We start from the raw sequence: 23,779 nt of genomic DNA, 5'->3' as shown, positions 1-23,779 counted from the left end.
TCTACCAGGAGCTTCGCCGTTCTGATATGCCAACCCGCCAGCTTCATGAGCAGGTTGAAAATCCTCGTTCATTCGGCACTGCGGGCGGCTATTCGGTTGGTGAGAAGAGTTGATGGTCGGACATTCCCGTGGGTGGCGGTCAGCAGGTGAGGTTGGAGCCTGCGGGGACGCCGAGGATGGAGGTGAAGGAGAGGTAGTCGTTGACGCGGTCCTGCATCTCGGCGGTGTTGCCGCCGTTGCACTCGATGCTGCCGTTGATGCTGCGGATGGTCTCGCCGAAGCCCGCACCGTTGACCATGGCGTTGTGTCCGGTCATCGTGCCGGGGCCGGTCTGGGTGTTCCAATACCACAGGCCGGTCTTCCAGGAGATCGCTGAGTCGGAGGCAACCAGGCCGGGGTTGTCCAGCAGGTCCACGCCGAGGGCGTCGCCGGCGGCCTTGTAGTTGAAGTTCCAGCTGAGCTGCATCGGGCCGCGTCCGTAGTAGGCGTAGGTGCCGGCGGGGCAGCCGTAGGGCTCGTTCGCGCAGTAGTTCCCGGACTGGTCGACCTCGTTGATGTAGACGAGGCCGCTGGTCTCGTGGTCGACGTTGGCCAGGAACGCCGCGGCCTCCTGCTTCTGCACGGTGGTGCTGCCGGTGGTGGCGAATCCGGGGTAGGCGCTGAGCGCGGCCACCAGGCCGCTGTAGGTGTAGAAGGGGTTCCGGTTCGGGAACATCTGGTTGAACTGGGTTTCGCTGACCACGAATCCGCTGGTTCCCCCGCCGGTGCCTCCTCCACCGGAGCCTCCGGTGCAGGTGTAGGGGGACCAGTACCAGGTGCTGATGGTGGGGTCGTATCCGGGGTTGTCGTGGGTGGCGATGTAGTACTGGCCGTTGGCGGTGTACTGCACGATGGCACCGGTCGCATACGACTGTCCGGCCACCCAGGCGGGGTAGTTGCAGCTGCCGCCAGTGCCTCCTCCGCTGGAGCCACCGCAGGCTCCTTGGTCGGCCCAGACTGCGGCGACGCCGGGCGTCTCGCCCTGTGTCCACCACTTGGCCTGCCAGTTGTCGCCGTTGTAGGAGGCGGTCATGCCGCCGGTGTAGACCGCGCCGGAGTTCCACGCCGCGGCGCAGTCCGCCGCAGCCGCGGGGCTCGAGGCGCCGAGGACGGTGAACGCGCTGAGGAGGCCGGCCAGGACGGCCAGCAGTGCTGTCATGCGCCTGCCAAGGGCGGGCTTGCGAGGCCCACTGGGCATGGTTGTGCTCATGCGCCACTCCCGAGGTGGGGGTGAATAGTGACCCCAGCAGCAAAGCGCGATTGGTCCAGACCAGTCAAGGGTCAGGTAAGGACTTTTGTCAGGGCGTGAGCAATAGTCACTTCCCATGCCCCGCGGCTGGTCCGCCAGCAGAGCGCGGACGGCTCGGGATCCGGGCTGTCTCCGGACGCCGCCGAGGGGCTCATGGGGGGGGTGTCTCATGGTCAGCGCGGGCGATCCCTGTCAGGTTGCTGGACGCTGCCATGCACACCACGACGCCGTGCAGCCATGGGCTCCCTGGAACCCTGTCCGGTTGCCCGACTCACTGGCGTATCAGTGGCGCGGAAGCTGTTGTCAGTCTCGTCTACTCGAGTTTCAAGTCGCGGAAGTCTGCTGAGCACACCACCAGCAGCTTCCGTAGGGCGCGAGCACAAGGCTCACCGGGGCAGGCAGCCCCAAGAGCGGCCGCAAGCGGACCGGTTCGACTGGACCGGCGCCGGAGCCGGCGTCGTCGGGGATGCCTGTGTCGAGGGAGCAAAGGTCAGTGAGGGCGCTTCAGCTGAAGTGCGCACTGGTGGGCCGCGGTTGGGCAACATTCCCTCTGGCCGATGAATCTCGCACGGCATCCGTGACCGCCAGTTACTGCACTGACGCGTTGGCGGACCTCGTCGCAAGTACGGGGGAGCAGTACGGGCAGCAGCGCTCAGCCCGGTACTTCTTCGACGCCGAGCCCGAAGAGCTTTGCTGGGTACTCCGCACGACGGATGACGCAGCCAAGGTGACGGTCTACGAACTCCCCGACATCGCCGTCAGCCGCGACTCTCCGGACTCGGACGGCACGGTGGTTCGGCAGTCGACCCATGCTCGTCCGGTGTTCGCTCACGTGCACGTCCGGTGTTCGCACACGCTGTTCGGTATGCCGCCGACGCTGTGCTCAGGGAGCACGGCGAGACCGGCTGTCCCGCCAAGTGGGCGATGCGTTCCTACCCCTTCGGACTGGTCCAGGACCTCCGCAGACTCCACATGCGCGACGACGTCCACGATCTGCCCCACGACCTGTCATACATTTAGGCGAGCAGGGACCTTCGCACCCGATCACACCCAGCGGCTTGAGGCCGCCCGGGAGTGCTCCAGCCGTAGCCGGCCCGCGCGGCACCCGCCGTCGTCTATCCGAGCGCGAGCATCGCCTCGGTGACCTCGCCGACCGCCGCATCGGGTATCGCGATGGCGGCCTCCTTGAGGACGAGCAGCCGTGCCCCGGGGATCTCTCGCGCGATCGCCTCGCCGTTGCCGACAGGGAAGAACCGGTTGCGGCGGCCGTGGACGACGAGCGTGGGTACCTCGACCTCGGGCAGGCGCTCGCGCCAGCGGGGTTTGCAGTCGAGCCTGGAAAACACCATGCCCATCTGGTTGGCCATCTGGACCGGGGGTGCGGTGCCGGGCGTGCGGTCCCAGATGCGTGCAGCGATCGCGCGTGCGGCGACGGGGTCGTCGCCGAGGATCTCGGCGCCTGCGGCGGCGAACTCCGCAACCGCCTCGCGGTCGGTCCAGTCGGGCATCGGACGTGCGAACAGCCGGCTCGTCGTCGCCTGGTCATGGTCGGGAAGGTCATCGTCGGGCGGCCCTGGGGCAACCGCGCGGGTGCCGACCAGGGTGAGCGCCGAGAACGCGCCTGGATGGTCGAGCACGGCCACCTGGGCGACCATCCCGCCGACGCCGATCCCCGCGAGGTGCGCAGGCCCTCCGCCGAGCGCGTCGGCAAGGGCCGCTGCGTCGGCGGCGAGGTCGCGCAGGGTGTAGGCGGGCGCCTCGGGATCCGCCGCCGTCGACTCCCCGCTGTCGCGCAGGTCGTAGCGCACCACATGGCGCCCGCCCGCGGCGAGGCGCTCGCACAGCGCGTCCGGCCAGGAGAGCATCGTCGCCCCGCCCGCAAGCAGGACGAGTGGCGCGTCGTCGTCACCGAACGACTCGATGCCCAAGGCGATCTCATTGGCGTTGACAGTGGTCATCGGATCACCGGGAGACGTCGTAGGTCAGATGTGTCGCGGTCGATGTCGAGATCACGCTCCGCTGCACCAGCGTGCGCGGCGCTGCGCCGGTGAACAGTGGTGTCCCGGCGCCCAGCACGATGGGCGCGAGGTGCAGCGTCAGCGCGTCGACCAGCCCGGCGTCGAGCGCCGAGCCGACCGTGACGCCGCCGCCCATGAGGATGACGTCGAGGTCCTTGCCGCTGTCCGACGCCGCCGCCTCGGCTCGCTCGCGCGCGGCGGTGACGGCGTCGGGCAGACCGGTGGTGACGAAGGTCCAGTCGAGGTTGGTTGTCCGCACCGACACTGGCGGCGAACTCGTCACGACGACGAACGGGGGCCTGCCAGCCTCGCCGGCGCCGTAGCCGGACGTGTCGTCCCAGCCTTTCGGCCCGTCGACAATGTCGAAGAGGCGTCGGCCGAGGACGACGGTGCCCGAGCGGGCGGTCCCCTCGCGCAGGACCCGGCGGTCGTCCGGGTCGTCGGAAAACGCCCACGTGTGCAGGGCCTCGCCTCCGGTTCCCAGACCGTTGTCCGGGCCGGGGTCGGGTCCGGTGACGAAGCTGTCGAGAGAGGCCGAGATGTCAGCGATGGTTCGAGTCATGCCAGGGCAGACCCGATCCGCCGCCCGAACTCATCGCTCACGCACGAAGCGTGTGGCAGATGCGGACTCGACGGCACGACGCGCGAGACGGCACGTCGGACGTACAGCGGACGATCGCCCCCGGATCTGCCGGTCACCGGTCTCCCGGCAGCAGATGCTGGTCGACCTGTGTGAACGACCAGGATCCGGACCGGCGCCGGAAAACCCACACGAGGTCGAAGCGGTCCGGCCAGGTGGCCGGCGTCCCGCGGGCGTTCGCCGCGCCGAGCCCGGCCACGATGGCGGGGATCCGGCTGTGCTCCCAGCAGATCAGTACGGGGCCCGGCGCGGTCAGCGCGGCCTGTGCGAGCCGGCGCTCGGACCCTTCGGCGAGGTCGGTGTCGACGGTCAGCCCGAGGTCCTTGGCCAGCGGGGTCACGGTCTGGCGCATGCGATGGGCGCCCGCGTTCGGGCCCTTGTCGGCGGCGGCGAAGACCGTTGCCGGTCGTGCCAGTCCCGCTCTGGGCGGCGAGAACAGCTTCGGGAGCGCGTGTGCCCGCTGCCAGCCCCGGGCCGTCAACGACTTGCTGTCCGGTCGCCCTGAGTCGTCCAGCCCGCTCTGCCCGGAGGTGGGCTTTTCGCCGTGCCGGATCACCATCACCACAGTCCCGTCAGTGGCATTCACCGTGGGCGAACCGGCTGCTTTGGCTTTCTTGTGTGAGTCGCCACATCCGACGCCGAATTGCGCGACCGACGCAAGGCCCGCGCCCAGGAGTAGGCGACGACCCACAGGGGCGGAGGACAGAGAGGGGGGCTGACCGACTGCATGCACGAGCCGACCTTACGCCGACGACGGCGTGATTTGCTCGTGCATACGAGGAGATTACGAGGAGTTGGCGGGCTGTTGGCCTGTGCCGACGGCCCGCCGGTCGGCCCCTGTGGGATCAGTACATCTCCACACAGTCGTAGCTCATGCCCGGGCTCGGACAGCGAGGTCATCGTGTCGATGCCGGCGATGGATGCACTGGCCGCGACAGCGTAAGTGAACAGTGAGCAAGTTGCTGCTGCTGCGATAGGTGCCGATGGTCGGGCTTCGGGAACTCGTGACATCGGCCCGCTGGAGGCGCCGTGCGAGGAGGAGGTCCAGTCGTTCACCGTGATCTGGGGGGCGGCCTCCGGCGTACGCGGCAGTGATGCCGATGCGGACGGTGCGGGCGGCGATCTGGGTGGCGGTGAGGGTGAATTCCACCGTCGTCGGGTCGTTGACGTCCTTCCACTCGTCGGCGGGGAGGTCACCGGCGGAACTGCTGCCCGCGGAGTAGGTGGTCGGCCCTCAGTTGCGCATCCGTGCGTCAGAGGGCTGCGGGAGTTCCGCAAGGAGCCGTACGTGAACGACGTCGGCTTGCCTTTCCACTCGCCGATGCGGAAGCGCGCTGACGCAGTGTCCCAGGACGAGGTGATGTGCTGGCCGGTGGCGGTGGTGTCGGCCGTCATACTCACTGTCCGTGCGGCGATGGCCAGTTCGTCCTGGGAGAGGGGCTGGGTGCAGGTACCCGGCTTCAGGATCGGGCTGCTGAAGGTGTCCGTCGACGCGTCGGGCGTGCACCAGTACTGCGCCGTGCTGTTGGCGAGGCCGACCAGGGCGGTAGAGCCGTTCGCGACGCCGGATGCCTTGGCACTCGCGAGCCATGGCCGACCCACGGTCCGTGAAAGTGAAGTTCCTGCCGCCGGCGGCGGGGCGTTCGCCGTAGGCGACCACGTCAACTGCGCCGCCAGCCGGTCCTCGGACCGCACGGAGGCGAGTAAGGCTCGGAGCACGTGCTGGCCCGCGGCGCCGATGCCGCCTGCGAAGTGCTGCAGAACCTCACCCCGAGTAACACGGTGAACTGGAGCCTGCGCTCTGTGATGACGTTCGGCCGGGGGTACCCCGCTGCCTTCAGTCAAGGGAAACGCGGGTGCCGTGGGTCGGTGAGCCAGGCAGCATGGCCGGGTGACCGAGCTGCTGTGGGACGACATGAGGTGCTTCTTCGACCCGGACCTGATCGGGGCCGGCTTCGCGGACCACGCCGGAGGCCAAGGCCGGCCCCGAATCGTCTCGTGGACCCGGTTCTGCCTGGGTCAGCGCTGCCGGGCCGCGGGTGCTACGACCGCCGTCAGCAGGCGGTTGGCCAGCGGGGTCGGAGCCCCGAAGTCGAGGCTCAGGTTGGAGACCGAGTAGATGCCGCGCAGGGACAGGTCACGGGCCGCGAACATACCGTTGGCGTAGCCGAGGTCGTGGCCGGTCTTGCCCCAGAGCACGCCCCCGCCGGGCAGCGGGGTGGACATCAGGGCGGCACCGAAGCAGGCCACCTTGTTGCAGCTGGTGCCGATGAACGGGACGAGTTTGCCCTCGTTGTCCTTCGGCAAGGTGAACATCTCGTTGAGCTGCGCGGGCGGCAGCAGGCGGCCTTGGAACAGGGCGGTGATGAAGCGGTCCAGGTCGGCCGGGGTGGAGATCATGTTGGAGGGGTCACCGCCCTGCTCGCTGACGTCCACTGCCTGGCCGTGGCTGTCGGCCACGTATCCATGGAGATAGGGCCGTGGCATTACGGGGTTGTCCTCGGGCACCGAGGTCTGTTCGAGTTGCATCGGCTTCAGGATGCGTTCGGTGACCTCCCTTCTGAACGAGTGCCCTGTGATCTGTTCGATGAGCCTGCCCGCGATCCGGAAACCGAGCGAGTTGTACTCCTGCTCGGTGCCGGGTACGAAGTGCGGACCGGGCCAGGGGCGGCCGACGGGGCGCAGGGTGTTCCTGATGATGTCGTCGAAGGTGCGGTACTCGTAGCGGTTGGCGATCGTCTCGTCGGCGCTCTGCGCGGGTTTGCCCTCGTCCACGTCCGGAAGCCCACTGGTGTAGTTGATGAGTTCACGGATGGTGATCTGCTGGAAGGTGTCCGGGAGCAGACCGGGCATGTACTGCTGAACGGTCCGGTCGAGGTCGATCCGGTGCTCGGCGGCGAGTTGCAGGACCACGGTGGTCTCGAAGACTTTCGAGATGCTGCCGATGTGAAAGTGCGCGTTCGCCGGGATCTTCCGTCCGGTCTGGCTGTCGAGGGTCGATCCCTTCCACAACTGGCCGGGCTCGCCGACCCGGGCGATCGCGCCGGAGGAACCGTCGGCCGGCCGCGGTTCGATGGCGGCCTGGAGCGTGGGCGGATCCAGCGACGGGAAGACCTTCGCAGCGCCGGTGCCGGCGTTACTCACGGCGACCGCCTGCGCGCCCGAGCCGGCACCTATGCCGATGGCGGCGGAGCCGACGAGGCCGAGGGCGGCGACGCGGCGAGCCAGCAGCTTCATATGAGACTCCGTGAGATTCGTTGTGCTGAACGGCCTGTATCCATGCCATCGATCCTGCTCGGCACCCGTGCAGCCAGGCATCGGGACCAACCCTGATCCGACCCTGAATTCACCCCAGGTGCCGCGTGCGCCATCGGCCCGCATCACAAGCGCACCAGAACTAGGGCCTGTGTGGTGTCGTGATCAATCTTGCCGATCCAGGTCCCCGGGAAAGGGGATCCGGTAGGAAGACGAACGTGACATGCAGTCAACTCGTCAACATCCAGCCGAAGTTGGTCGAGCCGCTCCTGCCGACAGGCGAGTACGGACCGTACCCCGCACGGCTGCGGGATCAGTTCGAGAGGGTGATCTGGCGCTTCCGCACCAGCAGCCAGGGGCGGGAGATGCGCGGCGAGTTCGGCCTGTGATCGGCTGTCTACGGCCGCTTCCGGGTGTGGAGGGACGCCAGCGTCTTCACCGCACTGCGCGAAGGTCTGATCGCCGAGGCCGCCACCCGCCGGTCGGCCCCGGACCCTGCCCGACGCTGTCGCCGCGGACAAGGCCTGTTCCAGGGCAGCCGCGGCGACCGCCCCATACGTCACGACGCACCGATCTCTACAAAGAACGAAACACCGTCGAGAGCCTGATCAACAAGCTGAAAGCCTGGCCGGGCATCGCGACTCGCTACGACAAGACACCCGGGAGCTACCTTGCCGGCCTTCATCTGCGTGCCTCGATGTTGTGGACCCGGCGCTGGGCGAGCAGGCGTTGGCCGAGCCGGCCGCTCTCGATGACCTCTGCCTGGTCCCGACGGTCATACCCCGTCGGGTGGGGGCGGGGGCGATGCGGCGTTCGTACTCGGACGTGTAGTCGCGGACGTAGGCTCACTCCCGGGAGGGTGTCCCGTAGTAGCGTTCGCCCTTCCCGTTGGTGCGCGGGGTGTAGGGACGGGTCCGCTTGTGCTTGGTGCCGGTCGCGGCGAGTGCGTCGGCCCAGGTCGCGGAGCGGTAGCAGGCGCGACCGGTTCGGTCTCGGCATCATCGGCCCGGCTGCCGTCTTCCGCCGTGCCTCAACACGCGGGACGACCATCACCACGTCGCGCGAACGGCGTGCGCGGCCTGCTCCACTCCGTCGTGACGGGTGAGCTGGCCGCGAGGAAACGCTCAGTGCCGGTCATGGGCCTGAACTGCGGCGCGGGCGTTGGTGATCCAGATCTTGGTGATGGCCTGCGCGCGGCGGAGCTGGGTGCGGTTGTGGGCGATGGCGGCTTCCTCGAAGTGGGTGACTGCAGCGCTCCACTTCTCGTACAGCCCTGTCGTGGCGCGGCAGTGTGCGTCGGCGGTGGCTGTGGCGATTTCCTTGGCGTTCGGGTTCGTGTGGAAGCGCCCGTCCATGTACGGGGTGCCAGCAGCATCTGAGACGGCATCCTGAGGCGTGTTGTAGGAGTAGCCCGCGTGCTCCATGCAGGCGCTCCAGTCGCTGACGGCCGCAGTCACGGAGGCTGCCTGGTCGGCTTGGGCTTGCGCTTGGTCGCTGAGCACACGTGGATCGACGGGTAACTGGGTAGGTGCGCCGCGCTCCAGGTCCCGCTCGGACTGAGCGTTGCAGCCTCCTGAAGGGACAGCGCGGCTGTGGACGCGTGCGACCTTCCCGAACATGGCGGCGATCTGCAGGTGAAGGGCAGATGCTGGTACTGGAGGGGTGGGCGTGGTACTCGGTTCGCTCAAGGGCGCGGCTGTGTCGCTGGCGGTGTGGTAGCCGTGGTGGCGTGCCTGTCGCACGGTGAGCGGCCGGAGGTGCCGGCTCTTGGCGGTTTCGTCGAAGGAGTCGTAGGTCAGGCCGTAGAAGGTGTTGCCAGAGAAACCGAGCTTGTTCATGCAGCGAACCTCAAAGATCTTCCGCGCTTTCATGATCTTCGTCATGTCGGCATCCGAAGGCCCGTAGGAGCCGAGGGGCTGCGATGTCGCAGCGGGGCTTCGGCGTCCGCCGGGAGCTGCAGGATCTGCGTCGGGGCTGGAGGAGTCGAGATGGTGGGTGACGATGAGGCTGATGGCTGCGCCGCTGACAGCCACGGCGGCAACGTAGGCGCGTGCGCCCTTCATGGATGTCCCTTTCTCGAGCGCCGGCGGCGTGTGCCCCAGGACGATGACGCTTCGGGGCACACGCCGCCGGCGCGATCAGCTACTTCCAGGCGATCCCGTCGTGGTTCAACACTGAGCCGCAGCCCCATCCGTCGTCGAAGTCGCTTACTCCCACCAGGTCTCCGGTGGCTGCATCAGCGTCGACCAGCTGGTCCGTGCGGACGTTCTGCAGATTCCAGCAGCTGTTTCCCGGGACGCCCGCCTGGTGCTCGTCCCACTGTTCGTTCGACTGGTTGCTGAACGCACAGCTCCAGGTGTCGAGGTTGCCGTTGGAGCCGTTCACCTCCATGCACTGGGTCCCGTTGTAGGGGACCTCCAGCCAGTGCCCGTTCGACAGGTGGACGTCGTAGATGTTCTTGGCGCTGTTGGAGGTGAGGCCGAAGCGGGCGCCGTTCCCGTTCGCGCGGCTGTACAGGTACTGGCCGTACTTCTCGCTCTTCCAGTGCACCCAGCCGTCGGCGGAGGCTGCTGTGGTGGTGGCCATTGCGGCGACGGCCAGAACGCCGCAGAGTGCCAGGCGGATCGATATAAGCCTTCGCGACCGTTTCATTTTCCGTTTCCCTTCGCTGGTGACGAACGCCGAGCCGGCGCGCCAGCCACCCCCGTGGGAGGCGCGCCGGTCCGGGCCAGACGGGCAATTGCCCCGTCCGGGGCGCAGGCCCTGTGGGGAGCGATCGACCGCCTCGCATCACCGAGTTCAGTCGTTGGCAGATTGAATGGGCAGCCGTGTTTGTCACCCTGATCATTGGCCGCACCGCAGGTCACAGGGATCGACGTGCCCACTGCGCCACAAGAGCGACAAGAAATGGCGCGGCGATTACCACACGCCGGCGTGCGTCACCGACCTGATGGCCAACATCCTTGTCGTCAAGGACTTCACCCAGCCCGGCATGGCCTTCTGCGAGCCCGCCATCGGATCCGTGGCCGACCAGGAGACGGTGGGCGGCGGCCAGCGCGGTCCTCCAAGGCCTACGGCAGGTCCCAGCGGTGGGGAGTTCTTCCGGCGTGCTGTGCGGATAGCGCCGCCGGGTGAGGCGGGCGGTGTGCGTGCCCCGTTCGTTGACCGGGTAGGACCTGGTGCTCGACCAGCGGGAGAGCGGTAGCGAGGCGGTGGGTTCCTCCACGATGAACTCGGCTGTCGTCAGGCCGCGCAGGGGCTCCGCGCCTCGTCTCGCCACGGGCAGGTCGAGCAGCAGCCCTCTGTCGCCCGGCCGCAGATCGCCCTGCCAGGCACCGAAGACGACGGTGTAGCCGAGGCGCATCAGATAGCCGTTACCGGCGTCGGTGAGGCTGCGTGGCCGGTCGGTGTGCGGGGCGTCGCAGAAGTACTGGAGCGCCCGCTTGTTGCCCCGGTTGCCCCTAGTCGAAGAACAGCCGCCTGCGGCCGCCGTCGACCGGACGCAGGATCTCGACGTCCCCGCTGAAGCACACCTTGCCGGTGACGTCGGGCGGCACGAGGTCGAGATCGGGGATCGCGCGGTTGGCGGCTGCCTTCGGGCCCACGGCGTAGTGGGCGGTGGCGGTGAGCACTTCGTACGCCCCGATGCCGGGGAAGCGGTGGCCTGCGGCGAACGGCTCGCGGGCGTGCACCTCGAGCCGGACCGGGCGCTCCGGGACAGGACTCACCGGCCCGCCTTCTGAACCGTCGGGGAAGCGGAGCGCCAGCCCAACTCCGGTGCGATCAGGTGGCGTACGTCGTGCAGGATCTGTTCGTACTCCTCGCGATGGAACTCGTAGGGCAGCTCCAAGCGCAGCTCGGACACCTGCGTGAGGACGGGATCGGCCGCCAGCTGTTCCAGGATCTGTTCCGCGGTGCCGACCACGTCCGGGGCGAACAGGAACCGCTTCGGGCCCAGTGCCGCCAGGGTCTGCGGTTTCAGGGTGCGCTCGTGCCGACTGGCCGCGTAGTCCCGGTAGCGGGCCCGGGTGGCCGCGTCGGCGCTGTCGAACGGCACGATCACCCGTCCGAGCGCTACGCGCGCCGCCGGCCGGTCCTCGCCCAGGCTGCGCCGGTACTCGGAGAGCAGGTTCAGCTGGGCGGTGGTGAAGTCGTCGGTGTTCTCGCCGGAGACGATGTTGCCGGACAGCAGGTTGAGACCGTTCTCGGCGGCCCAGCGGACCGAGCGCACGCTGCCTCCGCCGTACCAGATCCGCTCCACCAGACCGGGGTTGTGCGGCTGCAGCCGCGGCCGCTGGATGTTGCCCGGTGAGTGGATCACCGTGTCCGGGCCGCCGAGATAGTCGCCGCGCAGGTTGTCGACGAGGCGGGCGATCCTGCCGTACGACAGGTCGAAGCCTCGCCAGTCGCCGTCGTACACCAGGTCGCCCAGCAGTTCGGCGTGCGGCATGCCGGTGCTGAAGCCGACCTGGAGGCGGCCGCGGGACAGGACATCGGCAAGCGCCAGGTCTTCGGCCAGGCGGAAGGGGCTCTCGTAGCCGATCGGGATGACCGCGGTGCCCAGCTCGATCCGCTCGGTGCGCTGTCCGGCCGCGGCGAGGAATACGGCAGCTGAGCCGACGCCGTGTTCGAGGTGGCGCTGGCGGATCCAGGCGCCGTCGTAGCCGAGCCGTTCGCCGTACTCGAAGAGCTGGAGTGTCTCCTCCAGGCCGGTGTACGGGTCGTCGTCGGCGAAGTTGCCCGGAGTGAGAAGAGCTAGTGAGGTGATGGTGGGTGTGCTCATGCGACCGTGGTCCTCAGCTCGTGGTGGTCTCGGCGCCGGGGGTGGGGACGCGGCCGCCGGGGATGGCCGCGAGCAGTTGTCGGGTGTACTCGTGGCGGGGGCTGGTGAACAGTTCCTCCGGCGGGCCTGTCTCGACGACGCGGCCGGCCCGCATGACGGCGACCTGGTGTGCGATCTGCCGTACGACGGCCAGGTCGTGCGAGATGAACAGGTACGCCACGCCCGTGTCGGCCCGCAACTCGGCCAGCAGGTGCAGGACTTGGGCCTGCACTGATACGTCGAGGGCGGAGACCGGCTCGTCGCAGACCACCAGGTCGGGGGAGAGGGCGAGGGCACGGGCGATGGCAACTCGCTGCCGCTGTCCTCCGGACAGTTCCGCCGGGCGGCGCTCCAGCGTCGCGGCCGGAAGGGCCACCCGGTCGAGCAGATCACGAGCCCGGGTGAGCCGGGAGGCGCGGTCGCCGACCTTGAAGGCGCGCAGCGGTTCGGTGATCACCTCGGCGATGGAGAAGCGCGGGTCGAGCGAGGCGTAGGGGTTCTGATAGACGAGCTGGGCGCGGCGGCGCAGGGCTCTGGCCTGGTCGCCCTTGGCGGTGGTGACGTCGGTGCCGTCGAAGAGGATCTGTCCGGCGGTCGCGTCGGCGAGCCGGAGCACCAGGCGGGCGGTGGTCGACTTGCCCGACCCCGACTCTCCGACCAGGGCGAGGGTCTGGCCTCGGTGGAGGGTGAAGCTGACGTCGTCGACGGCGCGCAGGGTGCGAGGACCGTCCCCGGTGCGGGGCAGCCTGAACTCCTTGACCAGGTTGCGCACTTCGACCAGGGGCGCCGTATGCGCTTCGGGGCTGGAGACCGGGGTGCGGGGCCGGGCGGTGGTCAGGCTCGGGGCGCTGGCCAGCAGGTGCCGGGTGTAGTCGTCCTGCGGGTCGGCGAGGATGTCATGGGTGGGACCTGCCTCGACGACCTTGCCCTGGGACATCACGACCAGCCGCTGGGCCCGGTCGGCGGCGACCCCGAGATCGTGGGTGACGAGCAGGACCGCGGTGCCCGACTCCTCGGTGAGGCGCTGGAGATGGTCGAGGATGACCTGTTGGACGGTGACGTCGAGCGCGCTGGTGGGCTCATCGGCGATGATCAGCTCGGGTCGGGCGGCGATGGCAATGGCGATCAGGGCGCGTTGCCGCATTCCGCCGGAGAGTTCGTGCGGATACTGCCGGGCCCGGACGTCCGCGTCGGGCAGCCCGGCCCGGTCCAGCACGGCGACCGCCTCGGCGGGAGCCGAGCGGCGGGTCGCCAGACCGTGGATGCGCAGCGCCTCGGCGACCTGGTCGCCGATGCGCTTGACCGGGTTGAGGGAGACGGTCGGGTCCTGGGGGACCAGTCCGATACGTGCTCCGCGTACGGTGCGCAGTTCCGCCTCCGACATGGTGGTCAGGTCGTGCCGGCCGAAGCGGACGGTGCCCGCGTCGATGCTGCCGTTCGCCGACAGGAGCCGGGTGATCGCGTGCGCGGTCGTGCTCTTGCCGGAGCCGGACTCGCCGACCACCGCCGTCACCTGTCCCGGCCACACGTCGAGGTCCAGGCCCCGGACAGCCTCGACGGTGCCGCCCCGGGTGCGGTACGACACCGACAGGCCGCGTATCTGAAGCAGTGGTGTGCTCACGTCCTCACCGTTCTCACGTTCGTCGGTCATCGCTGCCGGGACCATTCGCCGTCCAGTGCCCGGGCGATGCGGTTGGTGGCCAGTACGGTCGCGGCGATCGCCAGCCCGGGCAGAGCGGTCAGCCACCAGGCGTTGGCGAGGTAGTTGCGACCGTCGGAGATCAACGTCCCCCACTCCGGGGCCGGCGGGGGCGCCCCGTAGCCGAGGAAGCTCAGCGCCGACACGGCCAGGATGGCGGAGCCGAAGTCGAGGGTGGCCAGCACGATCACCGGGCCCGCCGCATTGGGCAGCACATGCCGGCCCAGCACCGAGTACCAGCGTGCCCCGCCGGCGCGTGAGGCCTCGACGAAGACGGCCTGCCGAACCCGCAGCACCTCCGAGCGCGCCACCCGCGCGAACGCGGCCACACTGGCGATGCCGACCGCGACCGCCACCTTCACCGTGCCGTAGCCCAGCGCGGTGACCAGGGCCAGGGACGTGAACAACGCCGGGATGGCCAGCAGCACGTCGACGAAGCGCATCAGCACGTCGTCCACCCAGCGGCCCACGAACCCGGCGACCACCCCCAGCAGCCCGCCGACCACGAACGCCACCAGTACCGCGATCAGCGTTGCCTTCAGGGACAGTTGGGCTCCGTGGACGACCCGGGAGAACACATCGCGGCCCAACTCGTCGGTGCCGAACCAGTGACTGCCGCTCGGGCCGCGGAAGTTCTGCGACGGCACGCCCTTCAGCGGGTCCTGCGAGGTGAACAGATCGGGCCAGAACGAGGCCAGCACCACCAGCACGAGGACGACCACCGACAGCAGCAGCCCCGGGCGGCGCACCACGAACCGCAGCAGCCGCCCTACGTCCACGCGGCGCCCGGGATCAGGTTCCGGCCCCGCCGCGACGGGGCGGGCCGGTCCCAGTGCCGCTTCGGCGGGGTCGTCGACAAGGCTCTGGCTCATGCGAGGGCCGCCTTTCTGTCCGAGGTCACCACGATCCGGGGGTCGAGGAGTGGATAGACCAGGTCGATGACCAGGTTCGTCGTCACGAAGATCAGTGCCCCGAACACCACCACCCCCTGGACCAGCGGGATGTCCTGGGCGGTGACTGCCGCGGCGGTGACGCGGCCGAGGCCGTCGCGGGAGAACACCGTCTCGACGACGACCGAACCGGCGATCAGTTGCCCCACCAGCAGGCCGACGACCGTCAGCGCTGGGAGAGAGGCGTTGCGCAGGGCGTGCCGCAGATGGACCCGCCACCGGTCGGCACCCTTGGCCCGGGCAGTCTCCACATACGCTTGGTCCAGTGCGGTGAGCAGGCTCTTTGCGAGCACCTGCGCGATCTGCGCACCGGTCGGCACCGCCAGAGTCAGCGCAGGCAATACCAGCCCCTTGAATCCGTCGTTGCCGAACGCGGGGAACCAGTGCAGCCGGAAGGAGAACGTCTCGACGAGCAGCAGCCCCACCCAGAACGTCGGGACAGACACCCCCAGCGGCGGCAGCGACAGCAGCAGCTGCCGCAGCCAGCGCCGAGAGGTATAGGTGGCCAGCACCGCCAGACCGCCGCCGAGGGCCACCGCGAGCAGCAGGGCCGCCCCGGTCAGCTGGAGGGTCTGCGGCAGCGCGTCGGCCAGTGTCGAGGTGACTGGGCGGCCGGTGGACACCGAGTCGCCGAAGTCCCCGCGCACCGCCCGGCCGAGGTACTCGGCGTATTGCACCAGCACCGGCTTGTCGAAGCCGTACTCGTGCCGCAGGGCGGCGATCTGCTGCGGGTCGACCTGCCCCGAGTCCATTCCGGCACTGGCCATTGCCGTGACCGGATCGCCCGGCAGGTAGTCCAGCACCAGGAACGAGACCGTGTAGGCCGCCCACAGCACCCCGGCCGCCTGGCCGAGCCGTTTGATCACATAGCGGCGCATGCGCTACCCGATCCAGGTGTCGTGCAGCTGGATCCGGCTGGAGGCGTCGAAGTTCAGGTCGTGCACCTTCTTCGACACCCCGAGCTGGGTCTGGAGTTCCACCACCGGCACGTAGTAGGCGTTCTGCACGAGCGACTGCTGTGCCTGGGTGACCAGTTGCCTGCGCTTGGCCGGGTCGACGGTCGCGGCCTGTTCGGAGAGCGCCGTGTCGAGGGAACTCGCAGGCAGGTGGTAGAAGTTGGCCAGCTTGGTGGAGAAGGAGCTGCGCAGGATGTCCGGGTCGGCGCGGGTCACGTTCCCCCACGCCGCGTCGAAGTCACCCGACTGGAGGGTTGGGGCGAACTGCGTGACCTGGAGCTGCTTGAGGGCCACGTCGACACCGACGGCCTTGAGCTGCTGCTGGATCAGCTCCAGCGCGGGCTGGTTGGTGGAGGCGTTGGGGAACCACTTGACGGTCAGGCTCAGCTTCTTGCCGTCCTTGGTGCGGATGCCGTCGCTGCCGGTCTTCCAGCCGGCCGCGTCCAGCAGGGACTTGGCTTTGGCCGCGTCGGACGCCAGGTCGGAGGCGAGGCTGGTGTGGTCGGGTGTGGTGTGGGCGAGGACGCTGGTCGCCGGCTGGGTGCCGGTCGGGAACACGGTGTCCGCGATCTGCTGCCGGTCGACGGCGTACAGGATCGCCTGGCGCACTCGCGCGTCCTTCAGGGCCGGCCGTGAGTTGTTGAGGCCGAGGCCGAACACGACGCCGGGGTTGGCCCGTCGCTGCAGGGTGACCTGACCGCCCTTGAGCGCCGCCTCGTTGGCCTTGCCGACGCTGCTGATCGCGTCGACCTGGCCGGACTGGAGACTTCCGGCCCGTACGCCCGCCTCCTGGACAACCTTGAACACCAGCTTGTCCAGGTACGCCTCGCCCTTCTTGCTCCACCGCGAGGAACCCCACGTGTATCCCGTGCGCTTGGTCAGGGTGATCGACTGGTTCTGCACGTACTGCTTCAGCACGAAGGGCCCGGATCCGATCACCCCGTCGCTGCACTTCTGCTGCGGGGTCTCCTTCACGCTCGCCGACGACTCGATCCCCAGCGAGTGGGTCGAAGTCGCCTGCAGAAACTGGGCGTTGGGCTGGCTGAAGGTCACCTTGACGGTGAGCGGGTCGACCGCCGTGGTGCTCTTGACGCCGCTCAGGTAGCCCTCGGCGAGCGTCCCCAGGGCGCCGAGCTTAGGCACCGCGTCGAAGTTGTCCTTGACGACCTGCGCGGTCAGCTTCGAGCCGTCGCTGAAGGTGACACCCGACCTCAGATGGAACGTGAACGTCGTGGCGTCGGAACTGACCTTCCAGCTCTTCGCCAGCCACGGCACGATCTTGCCGGTCTTCGGGTCCTGGTCCGTCAGGGAGTCCACGATCTGGCGCACCGAGTAGATGGTCTCGTTGCTGGCGACCTGCTGCGGATCCACGCAGCCGGCGTCCGAACCCACCGCGAAGGTCAGGGTGCCGCCGGACTTGGGCTGCCCGGCGCCGCTGCCGGAACCGCCGCCGCCGGAGCCGCAGGCGGTCAGCAGAACACTGGTGGTCACAAGGGCGGTCAGTGCCGCCCACCGGGAGGTTCTGACATCGGAAAGTGCAGTCACGGAGGGCTTCTCCTACTCGTGTCACCAGGCACGGGTGTGGTGCAGGGCACGGCCGTGCGTGGGCGTGCGGCCCCGGCCGGCGCGACGCCGGTGCCGAGGGAGCGCTGTGCAGACGGGGAGCAGAGCGAAAAGGGGGGATCAAAGACAGACGGAGATCAGGCGCAGGCGGGTGCGACGACAGATGCCGTACTGCGACCAGCGGCGGGAAGGCCCGTCAGGCCTGACAGAGACAGCTGGTCGAGCGCTTGAGGTCGATGTGACGCCGGCGCGAGAGCCGGGAGAACACGGTGGCGCCGGTGAAGCGGGCGCTGAGGTCACCACCGTGCCGCATATCGGTCCTCCACATATCCGGCCCCGGTCACGGGGCCACGCGCTTGCGGACATCATCGGTGATCCCGCCGGGCTTTCACCTGGAGCACCCCACCGCGTGGGAGGGTTGCCGGTCAGCGAGCCAGGGCTTGACGCTGACACTCAATGCCGTTCGTGATCGTACGGAGCGGTCTTGTCGTACGTCAATGGCGCAAAAGGACGCCTTGTATGGGGAGTCGGGGCGAGAGTGCGTCCAGCTCAGGAGCCGCCGCGCTCGCGGGGGATCTTCTGACCGGCTTCGATCGCCACCGGCAGCCGGTTCTCGACTGGGGGCAGCGGGCAGGTGGCCAGGTCCGTGTAGGCGCACGGCAGGTTGGTGGCACGGTTGAAGTCCAGGGCGACCGTACCGTCGGCGGCGGGCGGATCGAGGGCCAGGGCCCGGTTGGCGGCGTAGGTGGTGACCCCGGAGGTCTCGTCGGTGAACAGCACCATCAGCCGTCCCGCACCGTGGCCGGGGAACGCGGTCAGCGACAGCGGGCGCCCGTCGAGTTCGAACTCGACTCTGCCCGGGGCGTCGTAGACATGCTCAAGGCCCTCGACCGCGGCGCCCACGGTGGTCGGCCGCGGAGTGTCGAAGGGGATGTAGCGGCCCGTCACGGCCCAGCGCGGGTCGGGGGCGTAGGCGGGCGTTCCGGTGAAAGCCGTGCGCAGCGGCGCGTCCGGGTGCCGGGGGCGCACGATGTCCTGGCCGCCGCGCCTGGCGACCTCGATGACGGCGTCTCCCCAGAGGGCGTCGACGCCGCCGCGCTCGGGAAGCACGCCGAAGCGGTGCTCGCCGCGCACCGGCGCCCCGTCGACGACCAATTCCTCGGCGTCGTCGAGGTCTACGACGACGCCTTCGGGGCCGGTGCGCCACGCGCCGGGCGCGTCCGGGAAGCGCTGGGGTCGGTCGTCGAGCCAGTGCAGGCCGGTGATCGCCAGGAACCCGTGCGGGGCGGCGAGCCGGGCCTCCTGGGCTCGGTACCACTCCAGCCAGGTCTCGGTGAAGGCGTGGAGGTCCGTGGTGGCGGCCTCGGTGGTCATGGGGAATCTCCTTTGTGCCGGGGGGGGGGGCCTTCGGGCAGGGGATACAGGGGGTTGTCGAGCGGACGGGTGTACTCAGCCGGCCAGTTCGCCGAGGAGTCGCCAGGTGCGTCGGCGATCGCCTTCTCCCGCGATCTCGGTGCCCGAGAACACGACCTCGGTGGCGCCGGCGTCGCGGTAACGGCGTACCTCGGCCTCGACCGTCTTCTCGTCGCCGATCACGGCCAGGTCGGCGGCCCGCCGGCCGCCGGAGAGTTCGATGACTCGCGCGTAGGACGGGATCTGTTCGTAGAAGGCGAGGTTCTCGGCGGCCTTGGCCCGCACCGCATCGACATCGTCCGTGACCACGCCGGGCACCAGGGCCACGATCCTGGGCGCGGGGCGGCCTGCGGCCTCGGCCGCGGCGTTCAGGGCGGGCACGATGTGGTCGGCCAGGGCGCGCGGTCCTGCCAGATAGGGCAGGATGCCGTCGGCAAGCTCGCCGCTGGCCCGCAGAGCCTGCGGCCCCATCGCGGCGACGAGTAGGGGGACGCCGTTCTCGGCACCTGGTACCCGCGCCGGGATCGGTGTGGTGGCGGTGAGCAGCTCGCCGTGAAAGTCGGCCGTACCGGTCTTGGTCAACTGCCGCAGGGCGGTGAGGAATTCGCGCAGCCGGGCGATGGGCCGTTCGAAAGGCAGGCCGAAGCCCGTCTCCGTCAGCAGTTTCGTGCCCAGAGCCAGACCGAGGTGGTAGCGGCCGTGGGTCGCGGCCTGGGCGGTCTGGGCCTGGCTGGAGACGAGCAGCGGGTGCCGGCCGAAGACGGGGATAGCGGAGGTGCCGACCTGCAGTCCGGGCACCTCGCGCCCGACGATCCCCGCGAGCTGGGGTGAGTCCGCGCCGAAGGTCTGCCCGAACCAGGCCGACGTGACACCGAACTCCGCGGCTTCCTTGGCCAGTTGGACGGTGGCGTCGACCTGGTTCGGCGCGTCGGACGCGTTGAGCGCTACTCCAACAGTCATGTCAGTCAGAACGGGCGTCGGCCGAACCCGCATTCCGGTCGGCGTGTGACAGCTTCTTGTCAGTCATGTGTACAAGGGCCGGCTCGGGGGCTCAGCCCGCCTGTCGTCGGTCCGGTGCGGACCTGTGGATGAGGGGTGCGCGCAGGCCGAGGTGCTCGCGCAGGGTGGTGCCGGTGTACTCGGTGCGGTAGATCCCGCGTTCCTGCAGTTCCGGGACGAGCAGGTCGACGATGTCGTCGAGGCCGTCGGGGATGAGGTAGGGCGTGATGTTGAAGCCGTCGATCGCGCCGTGCCGCACGAAGTGGGCGAACTTGTCGGCCAGGCCGGACGGGGTGCCGACGTGCCCGCGCTGCGGGCCGAGCGCGATGACGGTCTCGCGCAGCGACCAGCCGTGCGCCTCCGCCTTCGCCCGCCATTCGGCCATCACCGTGCGCGGGTCGGTGATGCGTCGGGCGCCGAAGGAGCCGTCGTTCTCGGTGACGACCGGATCTTCCTTGGGCAGCGGGCCGTCGGCGTCGCGGTCGGACAGGTCGATGCCCCACAGCAGTCCGGCGATCCCCAGCGCCGTGGCGGGTGTGACCTGCTGGAGCCGGATCCAGCGCTTCTTCTCCTGGGCCTCCTCCTCGGTGGCGCCGATGATGATCTCGGTGCCGGGCAGGATCCGCAGGTCGTCGTCGGGTCGGCCGACGCCGCGCAGGCGGGTGCGGATGTCCTCGGCGAAGGCGAGTGCGTCGTCGAAGTCATTGCCGTGCGCGGAGAAGATGACGTCGGCGTTGCGGGCGGCGAAGTCGCGTCCCTCGCCGGAGTCACCGGCCTGGAAGATCACCGGGTGGCCCTGGGCGCTGCGCGGCAGGGTCGGGGCGAGGTCGACGTCGAACTGCGGTCCGCGGTGCCGTACTCGGCGTACGGCACCGGGCACCGACCATTCCCGTGCACCCGCGGAGTCGGCGATTGCTCCGTCCCCCCAGCCGTCCCACAACGCGCGGGCCACGGTGAGGAACTCCTCGGCGCGCCGATAGCGGTCGGCGTGGTCGAGGTAGCCGCCGCGGCGGAAGTTCGCGCCGGTCCAGGCGTTGTCGGTGGTCACCACGTTCCAGCCGGCGCGGCCCTCGGAGAGCAGGTCGAGTCCGGAGAGGCGGCGGGCCAGATCGGCGGGTTCGTTGAAGGTGGAGTTGGAGGTGGAGACCAGGCCGATCCGGCGGGTGACCGCGGCCAGCGCCGCGAGCTGGGTGATGGCGTCCGGCCGTCCGGCCACGTCGAGGTCATGGATTCTGCCGTCGACCTCGCGCAGCCGCAGCCCCTCGCCGAGGAAGAACGCGTCGAACAGGCCCCGTTCGGCGGTCTGGGCGACCCGGCGGAAGGAGGCGGGGTCGATCTGGGAGCCGCTGTCGGGGGCGGACCAGATGGTCCAGTGGTTGACGCCCTGGAAGAACACTCCGAAGTGCAGCTGGGCGTGTGGCCGGGGGACGTCGAGGGGGTCGGTGCGGGTCATCGGGCATCCTCCTGGGCGGCCACGGCCGCGGCTGCGAAGCGATTGGCGGGGCGCTCCAGACCCAGGGTCGAGCGCAGGGACGTGCCGGGCAGCGGGCGGGCGACGAGGCGTCGCTCGGACAGGGCCGGCAGGACGAGGCGGGAGAGGACGGGCAGGTCCTCGTCCAGCACCAGCGGGTGCAGCCGTACGCCGTCGACGTGACGGCTCAACTCAGCCAGCAGTGAGACCAATTGGTCCGCCGAGCCGACGTGACGCAGCCACCTCCGGCCCCTCCACGACGCGTGCCGTTCCAGGTCGGCGACGCGCTCGGCGGCCGTGGCCTGCGGGGTGTCCAGCGCCACGTCGACCTCGGCGAAGACGCGGGGCGTACCGGCGGCAGCAGCGGCCGTGGCGACTTCCGCGAGTTCGCGCCCTTCGACGAGAGCGACGTCGAGATGTGCGGCGGGAACCCGGTCCGGCCTGCCCAGGACGACAAGCTGCCCCTGGGGCGGGCGCGGCACGATCGCCGGGCCCTTGACGGCATACGCCTCGCCCGTGAAGTCGATGTAGTGCAGCCGCTCGCGGTCGAGGTAGCGGCTGGTGGCCACGGACCGGATGACCGCGTCGTCCTCCCACGAGTCCCACAGGGCGCGGGCCACCTCCACGCCGTCACGGGACTCCCGGGCCCGTGCGGCGGCGTCGGCGATCAGCTGCCGCCCCCAGGCACGCGCCGCCTCGGGACGCTCCTCCTCCGTCACCACCCACCCGGCGCGACCGGCGGAGATGTGGTCCAGGGACGCCAGCTGGCCGGAGACATGGAAGGGTTCGGCATACGTGACCGGGACGACGGGCGCGATCCCGATGGTGCTCGTGGACGCCGCGATGAAGGCTGCCCGCTCCACCGCGCCGATACGGCCCACCGCATCCGGTGAGGCGCCGGGCGGCAGCACGCCGTCGTCCAGGGTGATCAGCGTGAACCCGGCGTTCTCGGCGATGGCGGCGACCTGGGCCACGCGGCGCGGTGTGAGCAGATGATCGGGGGAGTGGGCGGCGCGGCGCCAGGCCGCGGGGTGGGCGCCGTCGCCGTCGATCTCGACGGCGAGGTGCAGGGCAGGGCCGGACAATGGGAGTTCCTTCCGGGAAACACGAGAAACTCGCGGCCACAGGGCCACGACGAGACAGCCGGCGGGACGGCCGGCAGGGGTCAGGCGTGTACGGAAGGACAGACGGCGGAGGAGGTACGGCAGTAGTCGACATGCCGCCGGGTGACGAGCCGCGCACCGGTGCACGCACCGCGCGGTGCCGCGCCCAGTACGTGCATCAAAGCCTCCACCTGTCAGGAACTTTCCCGTTCAACGTACGTCGCCCGCCCCTGTGAGTGTCAAGGTCCACCATGGCGGAGGGGCATCTCATCCGCTGGGACGCGTGGTGGACGCATCTTTCCCGTTGTGCTTTGATCCGGCCATGAAGACCACTGGCCCGGCGCACACGGTGCTGCTCGACCCGTTCTGGGTGAGCCGCCGCGCCGATCAGTTCGACCAGGTCTGTTGCTGATCGCCGTTCGACGGCTCGCGATCAAGCTCTTCTTCTCTCTGCCTGCAGTTTCCTCTTGCCCTCAGACGGCCGCTCTCCGGGCGCAGTTGTGAGGTGCACGCGTCCGCCCTGCCGTGAAGGAAACCCCCATGGCGCAGTCCACAGCGCTGCCTGTCATCGACATCTCTCGCTTCCACGCCCCGGACGCCGACCGCGACGCCTTCCTCGCCGAACTCCGCTCCGCCGCACATGAGGTGGGCTTCTTCTACGTCACCGGGCACGGCGTCCCCGCAGCACTGCGGGAGGAGGTGCTGAGCGCGGCACGCCACTTCTTCGCGCTGCCGGAGGAACAGCGGCTGGAGATCGAGAACCTCAACTCGCCTCACGCCGGTGTGGCGGGCCGCACTGCCGACGGGCGTGCATGTGAGAGACGTGCCGCCGGAACAGCGGCCGGCGACCGGCTATCCCCTGGAAACCGGGCAGAGCGGCGACTGGTGTTCGGCCCCACCACCCCGGGGAGGCCGGGCACACAGGGGGGTGACGGGCCGGGGAGGCAGTGCCGGAAGTGGCCAGGAGGGTGGTGGGGTGAAGTTGCACCAGGTTCCGTCGAACGGGAAGACACCGGTTTCCGCCAGCCGGGCCACCCGACGCCCCTCCTCTCGGATGTCCTCGGCCTCGCGCGACGTCCAGTAGGAAGGATGCCCGGTCTTGTCCGCGAAGGACTCCTCGTCCTTCCACTGCCAGGTTCACGCTCGACGGCAGCGGCGGCGAGGTACGCGGAGCGTGAGCCGCCGCCCTTGCTGCCTACGCCTGCCTCGTGCGGAGGATCAGGTCCGGCCCGTCCGCTGCGCCAAGAGGGTGCGCAGGCGGGTCAGACGGTCGATTTCGGCGTCGATGGCCGCGAGCCGGTGTGCGATCACGTGGGAGCCGGGGGAGGCCGAGTCGGTGTTCGTGCAGCGCGGTTGTGGGTCCCCGGCCAGGAGGGGGATCCGGTCGGCGATGCCGCGCAGGTCCTCGACGGTGAGGCCGAGGCCGAGCAGTTCGCGGATGGTGCGGACGTGGGCCACCTCGTCCGGCCCGTACCGGCGTTGGCCGGTGGCCGTACGCTGCGGTGGGGGCAGCAGGCCGCGCTCCTCGTAGAACCGCAGGGCCCGTGGGGTGGTCCCGGCCGCTGCCGCCGCGTCTCCGATTCGCATCCCGACCTCGCCTCG

The 23,779-nt window shown here is 69.6% G+C and carries 20 protein-coding genes, 5 pseudogenes and 1 riboswitch; of the genes and pseudogenes, 2 read left to right on the top strand and 23 right to left on the bottom strand.

The features are described 5' to 3' along the window. Positions 1 to 139 precede the first annotated feature (139 nt). The 7 genes and pseudogenes from GQF42_RS02605 to GQF42_RS02580 form a co-directional block, all read right to left on the bottom strand. Complete coding sequence (locus GQF42_RS02605; protein ID WP_233273194.1) at positions 140 to 1,249, bottom strand: glycoside hydrolase family 19 protein; 1,110 nt, start codon at positions 1,247 to 1,249, stop codon at positions 140 to 142. Positions 1,250 to 2,403: 1,154 nt separating this feature from the next. After that, a complete protein-coding gene (locus tag GQF42_RS02600) occupies positions 2,404 to 3,246 on the bottom strand; it encodes an alpha/beta fold hydrolase (RefSeq protein ID WP_158917249.1) in 843 nt (280 codons plus the stop codon). Between the two features lie 4 nt (positions 3,247 to 3,250). Then, positions 3,251 to 3,868, bottom strand: coding sequence for a dihydrofolate reductase family protein (locus GQF42_RS02595; protein WP_158917247.1), 618 nt, complete (start codon positions 3,866 to 3,868; stop codon positions 3,251 to 3,253). 133 nt (positions 3,869 to 4,001) lie between these two features. Next, positions 4,002 to 4,505, bottom strand: a complete 504-nt coding sequence (locus tag GQF42_RS02590; protein ID WP_233273193.1) for a hypothetical protein — start codon at positions 4,503 to 4,505, stop codon at positions 4,002 to 4,004. 312 nt (positions 4,506 to 4,817) lie between these two features. Beyond that, positions 4,818 to 5,165: pseudogene (locus GQF42_RS47550) on the bottom strand (hypothetical protein); the annotation flags it as partial. Between the two features lie 164 nt (positions 5,166 to 5,329). Further along, positions 5,330 to 5,863 (bottom strand): annotated as a pseudogene (locus GQF42_RS47545) (hypothetical protein); the annotation flags it as partial. A gap of 102 nt (positions 5,864 to 5,965) precedes the next feature. Continuing rightward, a complete protein-coding gene (locus GQF42_RS02580; RefSeq protein ID WP_158917241.1) occupies positions 5,966 to 7,183 on the bottom strand; it encodes a serine hydrolase domain-containing protein in 1,218 nt (405 codons plus the stop codon). 236 nt (positions 7,184 to 7,419) lie between these two features. Here GQF42_RS02580 and GQF42_RS02575 point away from each other — a divergent pair. Further along, a pseudogene (locus tag GQF42_RS02575) lies at positions 7,420 to 7,907 on the top strand (transposase); the annotation flags it as partial. A gap of 142 nt (positions 7,908 to 8,049) precedes the next feature. On the opposite strand, the pseudogene GQF42_RS02570 reads toward GQF42_RS02575, so the two are convergent. The 15 genes and pseudogenes from GQF42_RS02570 to GQF42_RS02505 all read right to left on the bottom strand — a co-directional run. Next, a pseudogene (locus tag GQF42_RS02570) lies at positions 8,050 to 8,178 on the bottom strand (IS481 family transposase); the annotation flags it as partial. A gap of 147 nt (positions 8,179 to 8,325) precedes the next feature. Continuing rightward, on the bottom strand, positions 8,326 to 9,084 hold the full coding sequence (locus tag GQF42_RS02565) for a hypothetical protein (RefSeq protein ID WP_158917239.1): 759 nt from the start codon (positions 9,082 to 9,084) through the stop codon (positions 8,326 to 8,328). Between the two features lie 259 nt (positions 9,085 to 9,343). Continuing rightward, positions 9,344 to 9,787, bottom strand: coding sequence for a hypothetical protein (locus GQF42_RS02560; protein ID WP_158917237.1), 444 nt, complete (start codon positions 9,785 to 9,787; stop codon positions 9,344 to 9,346). Between the two features lie 277 nt (positions 9,788 to 10,064). Further along, complete coding sequence (locus GQF42_RS02555; protein WP_158917235.1) at positions 10,065 to 10,565, bottom strand: hypothetical protein; 501 nt, start codon at positions 10,563 to 10,565, stop codon at positions 10,065 to 10,067. Positions 10,566 to 10,662: 97 nt separating this feature from the next. Beyond that, positions 10,663 to 10,929 (bottom strand): hypothetical protein, encoded by a 267-nt coding sequence (locus GQF42_RS02550; RefSeq protein WP_158917233.1) that lies wholly within the window; start codon positions 10,927 to 10,929, stop codon positions 10,663 to 10,665. Continuing rightward, positions 10,926 to 11,984 (bottom strand): LLM class flavin-dependent oxidoreductase, encoded by a 1,059-nt coding sequence (locus GQF42_RS02545; protein ID WP_158917231.1) that lies wholly within the window; start codon positions 11,982 to 11,984, stop codon positions 10,926 to 10,928. The genes GQF42_RS02550 and GQF42_RS02545 overlap by 4 nt, the downstream gene beginning before the upstream one ends. Positions 11,985 to 11,997: 13 nt before the next feature. Further along, positions 11,998 to 13,674: a dipeptide ABC transporter ATP-binding protein gene (locus tag GQF42_RS02540; RefSeq protein WP_158917229.1), complete on the bottom strand. Its 1,677-nt coding sequence runs from the start codon at positions 13,672 to 13,674 to the stop codon at positions 11,998 to 12,000. Then, on the bottom strand, positions 13,671 to 14,594 hold the full coding sequence (locus GQF42_RS02535) for an ABC transporter permease (protein WP_158917227.1): 924 nt from the start codon (positions 14,592 to 14,594) through the stop codon (positions 13,671 to 13,673). The genes GQF42_RS02540 and GQF42_RS02535 overlap by 4 nt, the downstream gene beginning before the upstream one ends. Then, positions 14,591 to 15,550, bottom strand: a complete 960-nt coding sequence (locus GQF42_RS02530) for an ABC transporter permease (RefSeq protein WP_158917225.1) — start codon at positions 15,548 to 15,550, stop codon at positions 14,591 to 14,593. The genes GQF42_RS02535 and GQF42_RS02530 overlap by 4 nt, the downstream gene beginning before the upstream one ends. 3 nt (positions 15,551 to 15,553) lie before the next feature. Beyond that, complete coding sequence (locus GQF42_RS02525) at positions 15,554 to 17,173, bottom strand: ABC transporter substrate-binding protein (protein WP_158917223.1); 1,620 nt, start codon at positions 17,171 to 17,173, stop codon at positions 15,554 to 15,556. A gap of 214 nt (positions 17,174 to 17,387) precedes the next feature. After that, positions 17,388 to 17,504, bottom strand: a complete 117-nt coding sequence (locus GQF42_RS47180; protein ID WP_312846984.1) for a putative leader peptide — start codon at positions 17,502 to 17,504, stop codon at positions 17,388 to 17,390. Positions 17,505 to 17,538: 34 nt separating this feature from the next. Beyond that, a riboswitch (SAM riboswitch) is annotated at positions 17,539 to 17,652 on the bottom strand. A gap of 88 nt (positions 17,653 to 17,740) precedes the next feature. Next, on the bottom strand, positions 17,741 to 18,565 hold the full coding sequence (locus GQF42_RS02520) for a DUF1684 domain-containing protein (protein WP_158917221.1): 825 nt from the start codon (positions 18,563 to 18,565) through the stop codon (positions 17,741 to 17,743). Between the two features lie 75 nt (positions 18,566 to 18,640). Next, positions 18,641 to 19,564, bottom strand: coding sequence for an LLM class F420-dependent oxidoreductase (locus GQF42_RS02515; RefSeq protein WP_158917219.1), 924 nt, complete (start codon positions 19,562 to 19,564; stop codon positions 18,641 to 18,643). 91 nt (positions 19,565 to 19,655) lie between these two features. Then, positions 19,656 to 21,056 carry an NtaA/DmoA family FMN-dependent monooxygenase gene (locus GQF42_RS02510; protein ID WP_158917217.1) on the bottom strand — a complete coding sequence of 467 codons (1,401 nt, stop codon included), beginning with the start codon at positions 21,054 to 21,056 and terminating at the stop codon, positions 19,656 to 19,658. Beyond that, a complete protein-coding gene (locus GQF42_RS02505) occupies positions 21,053 to 22,159 on the bottom strand; it encodes an LLM class flavin-dependent oxidoreductase (RefSeq protein ID WP_158917216.1) in 1,107 nt (368 codons plus the stop codon). The genes GQF42_RS02510 and GQF42_RS02505 overlap by 4 nt, the downstream gene beginning before the upstream one ends. A gap of 558 nt (positions 22,160 to 22,717) precedes the next feature. Here GQF42_RS02505 and GQF42_RS02500 point away from each other — a divergent pair. Then, positions 22,718 to 22,900, top strand: a pseudogene (locus tag GQF42_RS02500) (2-oxoglutarate and iron-dependent oxygenase domain-containing protein); the annotation flags it as partial. Between the two features lie 495 nt (positions 22,901 to 23,395). Here the strand turns inward: GQF42_RS02500 and GQF42_RS02495 are convergent. Further along, positions 23,396 to 23,764, bottom strand: a complete 369-nt coding sequence (locus GQF42_RS02495) for a MerR family transcriptional regulator (RefSeq protein WP_158917214.1) — start codon at positions 23,762 to 23,764, stop codon at positions 23,396 to 23,398. Positions 23,765 to 23,779 lie beyond the last annotated feature (15 nt).

The organism is Streptomyces broussonetiae, from assembly GCF_009796285.1.
In the GTDB taxonomy this organism is placed as follows: Bacteria; Actinomycetota; Actinomycetes; order Streptomycetales; family Streptomycetaceae; genus Streptomyces; species Streptomyces broussonetiae.
Note: the sequence above shows the minus strand (reverse complement) of the source record. Positions and strands in the feature narration are given on the sequence as shown.